6 protein-coding genes are annotated in these 10,198 nt (G+C 55.2%); 4 read left to right on the forward strand and 2 right to left on the reverse strand.

Annotation, left to right across the window (positions count from 1 at the left end):
• Positions 1-127: 127 nt before the first annotated feature.
• Positions 128-1,078 (reverse strand): Gfo/Idh/MocA family oxidoreductase, encoded by a 951-nt coding sequence (locus PLH32_13070; protein ID HQJ65538.1) that lies wholly within the window; start codon positions 1,076-1,078, stop codon positions 128-130.
• A 490-nt stretch (positions 1,079-1,568) separates the two neighbouring features.
• Between PLH32_13070 and PLH32_13075 the strand changes: the two genes are divergently transcribed.
• The 4 genes from PLH32_13075 (at position 1,569) to PLH32_13090 (ending at position 9,040) form a co-directional block, all read left to right on the forward strand.
• Positions 1,569-3,641 carry a hypothetical protein gene (locus PLH32_13075; GenBank protein ID HQJ65539.1) on the forward strand — a complete coding sequence of 691 codons (2,073 nt, stop codon included), beginning with the start codon at positions 1,569-1,571 and terminating at the stop codon, positions 3,639-3,641.
• Between the two features lie 640 nt (positions 3,642-4,281).
• Positions 4,282-5,187, forward strand: a complete 906-nt coding sequence (locus tag PLH32_13080) for a polysaccharide biosynthesis/export family protein (GenBank protein ID HQJ65540.1) — start codon at positions 4,282-4,284, stop codon at positions 5,185-5,187.
• A gap of 51 nt (positions 5,188-5,238) precedes the next feature.
• On the forward strand, positions 5,239-7,479 hold the full coding sequence (locus PLH32_13085) for a polysaccharide biosynthesis tyrosine autokinase (protein ID HQJ65541.1): 2,241 nt from the start codon (positions 5,239-5,241) through the stop codon (positions 7,477-7,479).
• Between the two features lie 82 nt (positions 7,480-7,561).
• A complete protein-coding gene (locus tag PLH32_13090) occupies positions 7,562-9,040 on the forward strand; it encodes an oligosaccharide flippase family protein (GenBank protein ID HQJ65542.1) in 1,479 nt (492 codons plus the stop codon).
• 36 nt (positions 9,041-9,076) lie between these two features.
• Here the strand turns inward: PLH32_13090 and PLH32_13095 are convergent.
• A partial coding sequence (locus PLH32_13095) for an ISL3 family transposase (GenBank protein HQJ65543.1) occupies positions 9,077-10,198 on the reverse strand: 1,122 nt, incomplete at its 5' end.

Below are 10,198 nucleotides of genomic sequence, written 5' to 3' on the forward strand. Positions count from 1 at the left end.
GGAACAACCTCCGCACTTGTACCCACCGGCGCGGCAGGGGCCGTAACAAAAAAAGGCGCTGATTTTCAGCGCCTTTTTTTATTGGGGGCCGCAGCCCCGCGGGCCTGTCCGGCTCCTTCAGCTACGGCTAGCGGAGCGTGACCAGGGGATGCTGCCGCAGCGGATCCGGCTGGACCGGATGGGCGTGGCGGATGCGATGCGCGATCTCGACCGAGGTGCGCGCCTCGTTGATGCCAAAGCCGCGCCCGGCGAGGGTCTCCTCATAGACCCGGGTATGCAGATCGGTGAATCCCTCCGAGAACTCGACCTCCTCGCCGTCCACCTGCACCGAGCGGAAGGTCGACTTGCCGGCCGCGGCCGCCGCGCCGGGCAGATCGCCGCGGTCGATCGAGAGGTACCAGCGCACCCGCGCCCGCTCCAGCTCGAGCCAGCCGGCGGCGCGGCGTTCCTCCGCGAGATGGACCTCCAGCCCCTGCACCGGCCCAAAGATCCAGGCGAGCATGTCGAAAAAGTGGATGCCGATGTTGGTAGCGATCCCGCCCGATTTGTGCACATCCCCCTTCCAGGAGAAATCGTACCAGCGGCCGCGCGAGGTGATATAGCTCAGCTCGACCTCGTGGATGCGGCCGGCCGGCTCGGCGGCGATACGGTCGTGCAGCGCCACCAGGGCGGGATGGACGCGCAGCTGCAGGATAGTATAGACGCGGCGGCCGCTCTCGCGCTCGAGTTCGCTGAGGACGTCGAGGTTCCAGGGGTTGAGCACCAGCGGTTTTTCGCAGATCGCGTCGGCGCCGATGCGCAGGGCGAAGCGGATGTGCGCGTCGTGGAGATAATTGGGCGAGCAGATGGTGACATAGTGGATGCGCTGCGCCTCGCCGAGGCGGCGCAGTTTCTCGGCATGGCGGTCGAAGCGCTCGAACTCGGTGAAGAAATCGACATCCGCGAACCAGCGGTCGAGAATGCCGACCGAGTCGCTGCGGTCGCAGGCGGCGACCAGGGTGTGGCCGGTGTCGCGGATGGCTTGGAGATGGCGCGGGGCGATATAGCCGGCGGCGCCGATGAGGGCAAAATTTTTCATGGATGCATTCTCCCGGATGAATACCGGCTCTAATATATTGCATTCCAGCCAAAAAGACAACGGCAAAATCGCTGCGGATGCGCCCCGAAATCCGGCTCCCTCCCGGCCCATCCTGCCCTCGCGCCCGCCAGGCACCACGGTGGGCACGAGAGTTCGGGGGATCCCCGGCCGACGCCTGCTTTCCGGCTCCCGCCAGGCGCCAGGGTGGGCACGAGAGTTCGGCGGATTCCCGGCCGACCGCTGCGCTGCAGCCGTGTTTTTGCCCTCGCGCCCACCCGGCCGACGCCCGCTACCTGGTTCTCGCCAGGCGCCAGGGTGGGCACGAGAGTCCGGTGGATCCCCGGCCGACAGCTGCGCTACAGCCGTGTTTTTCTCCGCGGGTTCTCGCCCGGCGCCATCCGCCATACAAAATATTTTTTGCCGGCCTGTTGACTTTGATGCTGATTTTTCTTACCATCAGGAAAAGGAATGTTGACCGGAGCAGACGGCCATGAAAACGATGCGTATCCCCCTCTCCATCCTCGTGCTGCTGCTGCAGAGCCAGGTGATTCATGCCCAGTGGCAGCATACCAACGGGCCCTACGGCGGCGTGATTAACGCCCTGACCTTCTCGGGTGCCGACTTGCTCGTCGGAACCAGGGGCGGAGGGGTGTTTCGCTCCTCCGATAATGGCACCACCTGGGCCGCCCTCAACAGCGGCTTGACCGACAAAGAGATCACCGCCATCGCCGCAAAAGGTGCAATCCTCATGGTCGGGACCGGTAGTGGCGGGGTGTTCGTTCCTTCCGAGACGGAGGCGAACGGCTGGCAGCCCACCAACCAGGGCCTCTCAAACCAAAAAATCCGCGCCCTGGCCATCAAGGACAACAATACGATCTTTGCCGGCACCGAAGGCGGCGGCGTCTTCCGGTCAACGGATGGCGGCATGAGCTGGCAAACGGTCAGTTCCGGCCTGGCCAATCCCAACGTCAGCGCCCTGTACCTCAATGGCAGCAACCTCTACGCCGGCTATGCTACCAACGGCATCTCGCTCTCCACCGATGACGGCGCTTCCTGGAAGTTCATCAGCACCGGCCTGCCCATGGCCAGGATCAATTGCATCTATTCCAAAGGGACAGCTCTCTATGCCGGAGTCGGGCAGGGCGGCAACAGCAAGTTCGGCTTGTACGTATCGGCCAACAACGGCTCTACCTGGAAAAAGCTCAACGGTAACTGGCCCAGCGATATGCCGGTCACGGCCATGACCGCCAATGGCGACTATCTCATCGCCGGCGGCGGTTTCTGCGTCAGCTTTTCAAAGGACAACGGCGCCAGCTGGCAGTATGCGGGCAGCGCCTCACCCGGATCGGCCAATGCCCTGGCGGTCGGACCGCTCGGCCTCTACGTCGGCACCGAAAAAGGCGTTTTTTTGAGTACCAGCGAGACCAGTGTCGCGCCGGCCCATACCGGCATGACCTGCGGTGCGGTCAAGGCCTTTGCGGCGAAAGACGGGCTCCTCTATGCCGCCGAGAACGGCGGTGGCGTCTTTACATCCCCGGACCACGGAGCGAGCTGGACGGCCCTTAACGGCGGTCTGCGCGTCATCGACATCAACGCGGTGTGCGTGCTCGATACCCTGCTCCTGGCCGCCAACCACAACGGCGTCTATCTTTTCCATCCGGAGTTTCAGGGCTGGCCCGAGAGCGGCATTGCCGATAATCCCTGCTGCACCCAGTGCCTCATCGTCAAGGCGGGAAAAATCTATGCCGGTACCGCCAACGGCGTCCATGTATCGCTCAGCCGAGGCCAGGGCTGGTCCAGCCTGGGTCTGGCCGACCGCTTCGTCTATGCCCTGGCATTCAGCGGCGCCAATCTCTGGGCCGCAACCGGCAGCGGCATTTTTATGTCGATCAATGGCGGCTCCACCTGGAGCGGCGCCGGCCTGACCGGTTATTACGTGACAAGTCTCGCCACCATGGGGACGCTGATCTTCGCCGGGACCGAGGGCAGCGGTGTTTACCTCTCCACCGACAATGGAGTCAACTGGACCGTAATCAAGGCGGATCAGCAGTCGCCGCCGCATGTCTATGCCCTGGTCGTCCAGGACTCGGTGCTCTATGCCGGGGCCCGGGATGGCGTCTATGTCTATTCCCACGCCGGAACGAAATGGAAGGGGAGTAACACAGGCCTTCAGGATCGACGCGTCTATTCGCTGTTCATCCTGGACAATGACCTGTACGCCGGCACCGACGACGGCGTCTGGCGGCGGCCGCTCGCGGAGATGACCACAGCCGTAAACCACTGGGTTGCGGATGGTCCCCGGGAATTTACGCTGTCGCAAAACTATCCCAATCCCTTCAATCCCTCAACCACCATCCGTTTTACGCTCCCCCAGGCTGCTGACGTCTCGCTGATCATCTATAATGAAAGGGGGGAGGTGGTTGCGGATCTGGTCGAGCGGAGGATGGCCGCCGGCAGCCATCAGGCTGTCTGGAATGCCACTGCAGCCGCCGGCGGAGACTATTTTTGCCGGATGAAGGCGGATCATTTCAGCGCGACCCGCAAGCTCGTGTTGCTGCATTAGCACCTGCATGGGCAACCGGTACACCAAACCACGCTGGCAGGGACGCGTGGCGGCAAAACCGCATAAAACGATAAAAATTGCTTGAATAATTAAATTTTTATGCTATATTATCGTATCTGACTACTGCGCCAGCACGGTCGATCACATCCAGGGCATGGCAGCTTCTGTTCGGCAACGGGGCGGGGATGAGATTGGTGACTTGGGGACACAACCACGCGCTTTAAACGCCTCACTTCAGCAGAATCGCCAGCAAGAACTCTGGTTGGGCAGGGAAGAGGTAAAGTGACCGGCGCCGCCAGGCGCCCGGGGTGTTCTTGATGGTATGGTATTTGCTTTCGTCTTACTCCTGAATAATTGGACTCATTTTAGCGGTTTTTGTAGCTAATACAGCGCCCAAGTGTATCGATAGAGTACACCTGTTCCTTTTCAAACATCGCTTCAGGTGCCGCGAGAAAAGGGATTTTTTTGTGGCGATCCTGGAGTGACAGGGCATCGCTTTGTCTTCTCCTCTCGCTCACGCCCTGAGCCACCTTCTCGCTCCCGCCCTGAGCCACCTTCTCGCTCCTGCCCGCACCACCTCTCGTTCCCACCCGGTGGTTTCCCGGGTGGGAACGGCAGTCCCACAAACAAGGAACGCATCATGAAACACCTGCACCGCATCTTTCTGATCCTGCTCATCTTCGCCGCCATTGTCAGTCCCCAGGAGCGCCGCATCAAGGCCGGCGACGGCATCGAGATCGTCGTCTATGGCCACCAGGAACTCTCCCGCATCGTCACCGTCTCCCCCCAGGGCACCATCGACTTTCCCTTCATGCAGAATCTCCCGGTCGACGGCCTCACCCTGGAGAAGCTGCGCGAGATCGTCGTCGCCCAGCTCTCGCGCTACCTCGATACCTTCCCCGTGGTCACCCTCAATTTCGCCAAAAGCAACGTCATCAACATCAATATCATGGGCATGGTCAAGCAGCCCGGCATCCGCCAGATGCCCCTCGCTTCCAACCTCCAGGGGGCGATCGCCGCGGCCGGCGGGCCCATGTCCGGCGCGCGCCTCAGCGAGGTGCAGCTGCTGCGCGGCGAGCCCGGCAAGATGGCCACCACCCGCTATGACCTGCGCAAATTCCTGCTCGAGGGCGATCTCAAGCAGAATCCGGTTCTCGCCGAAGGCGACATCATCATGGTCACCAGCGGCGAGCTGCTCGACAACGTCAAGGTGATCGGCGAGGTCCGCCTGCCCGGGGTCTTTGAAGAATTCACCAGCGCCACGGTGATCGACATGATCATGCGCGCCGGCGGGCCGACCGCCAATGCCGATGTCAAAAAGATCCGCTACGTCTCCCCGTCGCGCAAGAAGCAGACCGAATACCGCATCAACCTCGAGCAGTATCTCGCCGCCACTGGTACTTATCCCAACCCCGAGGTCAAGGCCGGGGACATCATCTATATCCCGAAAAAGCCGGCCGGCTGGCAGTCCTTTCTCCCCTATGTCAGCACCATTTCCAGCCTGCTGATCAGCATCTATTACGTCGTTTTAATCCGCAATAATTAGCATCCGGCCGGCCGCCCTCGCGCCGCCGGCCGTCACTGCATCGGAGTACGCATGCCTCCTGATATCCCCAATGACAGCGCCATTGAGCGCGAATGGACCCTGCAGGACTATATCAATCTCTTTCTCCGCCGCAAGTTCTCCATTCTTGTAACGGCGCTGCTGATCTTTGCCGCCGCCGCCGTCTATACCTTCATCCGCCCGCCGCAGTACTACTCCTCCGCCACCTTTATTATCGAGAGCCCGAATATGGGCCTGGGCAGCCTGCTCGGCAGCCAGTCTAGCGCCCGGGCGCTCGCCGAGCCGGGCCGGCCGCTGGAATTCTACCAGGCCCTGCTCGAAAGCCAGGCCTACCAGGAGCAGCTCTGGCAGCAGGCCCGCGGCGACAGCATCATTCTCGCCAGCGGCATGACCGGCGAGGAGTTCCACCGCTTCCTGCAAAAGAACATCAAGCTGACCACCGACAAGACCGAACTGGTCAAGCTCGGGGTGACGGCCAAATCGCCCCAGCTGGCCTGGCGTCTCGCCGACCTCGCCATCACGGTCTTCAAGCTGCGCTGCAAGCAGATCGAGCTGGAGGAGACCCGCAACGTCGTCGACTATGTCGACAAGCAGAAAGAGATCTCGCGCGGCAAGCTCGAGGATGCCGAGCGCTCACTGCAGGAATTCAACGAGTCGACCAGCTTTGCCGTCAGCGATGAGGATGGCGGGCTGCTGAAAAAGCTGGTCGAGCTGGAGAGCGGCCTGGCCGAGGTGCAGTCGCAGCGCGAGCTGGCCGAGGCCAACATCGCCGCCTACAACCAGCGCCTCAACGATCTCAAGGCCCCCAATACCCCCGAGCTGAACGACATCGACACCCCCCGCACCAAGGAGCTGCGCAGCCGCCTCGACCGGCTGATCGAGGAGCGCACCCAGCTGGCTGGCGCCGGGACGCGCAGCGTCAAGGCGGTCTCCCTGGATCAGCAGATCGACGAGGTGCGCAACCAGCTCTACCAGGCCATCCTCGAGACCACGCCGGGCAAGGATGCCGGCGCCTATCTCAACCAGAACCTCTGGGAGGAGATCCGCCAGAACCGCATCAAGGAGGAGCTGCAGCTCTACATGCTGCGCAACCGCGAGCGTTTTTTTCAGCGCCAGGTGGCCACCTACCGCCGCGAAAATCCCAAACTGGTCGAGCGCGCCATCGAGATGACCCGGTTGCAGCGCTCCAAAAAGGTCTACGAGGACATGTTCGCCATCCTGCTCGAAAAGGGCGAGGAGGCGCGCATCAAGTCGGCCACCGGCACCGGCGGCATCCGCATCCTCGACAGCCCGGTTATGCCGCAGCGGCCTGTGCCCGCCCATGTGCCGCGCAATCTCGCCGTCGGGCTGATGCTCGGCCTCGGCCTGGGGTTCGGCCTCGCCATGTTGCGCGATTATCTCGACAACACCATCCGCAGCCAGGATGAGCTGACGCGTCATACCGGGCTGGCGGTAATGGGGGCGGTCGCCGAGATCAAGGTGAAGGATCCCGCCGGCCGCAAGCCGGTCCGGCCGGCGCAAGTTGAGGAGGCCGAAACGACGGGGCCCGCGGCTTATGCTTTTTCGAGCAACGGCTATACCGGCCATCTCATCTCCCAGATGAAGCCGCGCGAGCCGGTGGTGGATGCCTACCGCACCTTGCGCACCAACCTCCAGTTCGCCAGCGTCGACCAGCCCATCAGCGCTCTGCTGGTCACCAGCGCCCTGCCGGGTGAAGGCAAGACCCTCTCCACGGCCAATATTGCCATCAGCTTCGCAGAACTGGGCCAGCGGGTGCTGATCATCGACGGCGACATGCGCAAGCCCAGGCAGCACACCCTCTTCGGATTAAAGAGCACGCCGGGCCTGGCGGATTGCATGGCGCGGGGGCTCAGCGCCGGACAGGTGATCTACCAGACCAGCGTGCCCAATCTGCGCCTGGTCCCCTGCGGCACCATCCCGCCCAATCCAGCGGAGATGATCGCCAGCCAGCGCATGGGGGATTTCATCGCCCAGTGCCGGATGATGTTCGATCTGGTGGTTATCGACGCCCCGCCGGTGCGGCTGGTTACCGACCCGCTGCTCTTCGCTGCCAAGGCCACCCATGTGCTGCTAGTGGTCAAGGCCAACTCGACCCAGATGCGCGATGTGCAGGAGGCGGCCGCGTTGATGCACCGGGCGCAGACGCCTATTCTGGGCGTGCTGTTTAATTACGTAAAAACTACTCGGGGATACGGCGATTACCACCGCTATAATTACTATTACCACAGCTTTTCCACCGGCAAAGAGGCTTGATTAATCGAACGGGAGCAATTAATACAAGATCTGAATAATTGTTGTGCATTCGTGTTATTAATCATTAACTAAAAAGTAGCCCTTGATTAAAAGAAGTAGCAATACTATACAGGCATTTTGGGTAGGCATGGGTACCCTAAGTTCCTTTGCATTTACCATAATCAGTGCTGTAATTTTATCGCGCTTGTTAAGTAAATCTGAATATGGCACATATCGACAAACTTTATATGTTTATCATACATTGCTTGTTGTATTCACTTTGGGTTTGCCGCGAATCTTTAGCTATTTTTTACCTAGATTTAATCTCAATCAAGGAAAAGATGTTGTTTGGTCTATCACAAAGCTATTAATTGGCTTTGGAGCTTTATTTTCATTCTTTTTAATACTTTTTTCGGGACTGATCTCTGAGCTTTTAAATAACTCAGATTTAAAAAGAGGATTAGTGATTTTTTCTCCTATTCCTTTTTTTTTACTACCAACATTGGGCATTGAAGGCATTTTTGCGTCTTATAATAAGACAATTTATATAGCTATCTATAATATAGCAAACAGATTATTCATGCTTATTTGCATAGTACTTTTTGTAGTACTTTTTGAGGCCTCCTATAATTACGCAATTTTGGGTTGGATTCTATCCTCTTTTGCATCATTCATTCTTGCAGCCTATTTTAAAAACATTCCTTTTAAAGGTGTGATACATGAAAAGGCAAATCTAAGCTATAAAGAAATATTTTCATACAGTTTACCTCTTGTAACTGCAAGTCTTTGGGGTATAGCTATTAAAGCAGCTGATCAGTTTTATATAAGTCGATATTTTGGAAAAGAAGTGTTTGCTGAATTTTCTAATGGCTTTATGGGATTGCCATTTGTTGGGATGATCACTGGAGCTACTTCAACCGTGCTAATGCCTCTTTTTTCTCGGTTAATGCATGAAAAATCCGATATAGAAAATGTTATTAATTTATGGAGAAATGCTCTTATTAAATCAGCGATTATTATTTATCCGATGGTCATTTTTTTTCTGTTCAATGCCAGGCCAATAATGACAATACTTTATGGAGTTAGCTATATAAATTCAGCAATTTATTTTCAAATAGCTATGCTCGTAAATTTATTTAACATTATTGTTTTTACTCCACTGATATTGTCGATGGGGAAGACAAAATTTTATTCAAGGTTGCACATGATTTTTGCATTTGCTGTTTGGGCATTGGAGTATATGGCGATTTTGATTTTTAATTCGCCAATTGCCATTGCCATTATATCAATTATCGCTTCTATAAGCATAGTGATAGTCATGCTTAAATATGTCTCATCGTTAATTGACACGAAACTCATAAAGTTATTTCCAGTGGTAAAATTAAGTATCATTGCATGTCATTGCACTTGTGTAATGATGATCATTTATGAAGCCATTGGTCTGGTTTTTCAAGATTTGCATGATTTTCTTTCGGTAATATTAAATTTTATTGGATATTTTATACTATTGGTTGTTAGTCAAAGATTGTTCAAATTGAATTATTTGTCTGTAGTCAAAGTTTTTACCATATCTCGCCGATAATAGCTGATTTTATGAAATTTAAGGAAGATTTAAGGCTCATCCGATTAATGCGTACTCAGACTGATGAATTGCCAGGATTTTCAGTTTAAAGAATTCTTTGTCCCTGAAGCCATAAGATTGTCGTTGAAGTGTTTTGATTTTGTTGTTAGTCCCCTCTAATGGGCCGGTTGAGATACGATAATCATAATATGCCAATATACCGGTTCGATGAGCTGAAATCGTGTTGGAAAATTTTGCAAGCATTCTGATGTCGGATTTTCGTGCTTTGGCAACCCAGTGGGACAGTAGCTTTTTAGCCTCGGACTTGGAAGATTGATTCCAGATCTGTCTGAGCTCTTCTTTCATATAATAAGCTGTCGCCAATGGTTTGTTGATTCTAAGGGCCTCTTCCAAGTGTTCTCGTTCTCTGTTCTTTTCAATCAGGTTGTCGGGATTTTTCAACAAGAGCCACCTGGTGCCTTTCAGGATTTGCTTTTCCTGGGCATCTTTTGTTTCATGATATAGCTGCCTTCGGAATTCTGATAGTCTGTCATTAAAATACTTGATGACATGAAAATGATCAAATACCACGGTGGCCGTGGGCAGATTGCATCTGACCGCTTCAATGTAGGCTGGTGACATATCGATAGAGACCGCCTCAATACAAGCGCCCGATTTTTTCAATGAAGGCCAAAAGGGATCCAAGGCGTCGGCACCTTTGCCATCTCCAATAAATACAACTACTCCAACTAGTAGATCATAGACAATGGTTAGATATTTGTGTGTTTTGCCAATCGAGATTTCATCAATAGCCAGAAACCGTAATCCTTTGAGTCTTGGTTTTCTAAAATGTCTGTGTAAATATTCTTTTTGAATCTCTTTAACCGTATCCCAGGATAGACCCAGATGTTGAGCGACATGCTTTATGGTCGTTAGCTTGGATAATTCCAGGACATAGCGTTTGAATGAATGAGTATAGGTTTTTTTCGGATCGGCGAAGTTAATTTTCTCTTGTTTTAGGCAGCCACATTGGTTACACTCTATACGGTGAATGGGCACGTGTAAAAGAATCTGTTTTTTCCCAATTGGCAGTGTTTTAAATAGACGATCCACTGTGCCGCGCCGGGTAAGGCTTTTACTCCGGCATTCAGGGCACTCTAATTTGCTCAAATCCTTTGA

This window comes from bacterium, assembly GCA_035419245.1.
In the GTDB taxonomy this organism is placed as follows: Bacteria; Zhuqueibacterota; Zhuqueibacteria; order Residuimicrobiales; family Residuimicrobiaceae; genus JAKPUX01.

Coding starts and splice junctions, on each gene's coding strand:
- PLH32_13075 (HQJ65539.1), top strand. CDS start 1,569: ATGAAAACGATGCGTATCCCCCTCTCCATCCTCGTGCTGCTGCTGCAG.
- PLH32_13070 (HQJ65538.1), bottom strand. CDS start 1,078: ATGAAAAATTTTGCCCTCATCGGCGCCGCCGGCTATATCGCCCCGCGC.
- PLH32_13085 (HQJ65541.1), top strand. CDS start 5,239: ATGCCTCCTGATATCCCCAATGACAGCGCCATTGAGCGCGAATGGACC.
- PLH32_13080 (HQJ65540.1), top strand. CDS start 4,282: ATGAAACACCTGCACCGCATCTTTCTGATCCTGCTCATCTTCGCCGCC.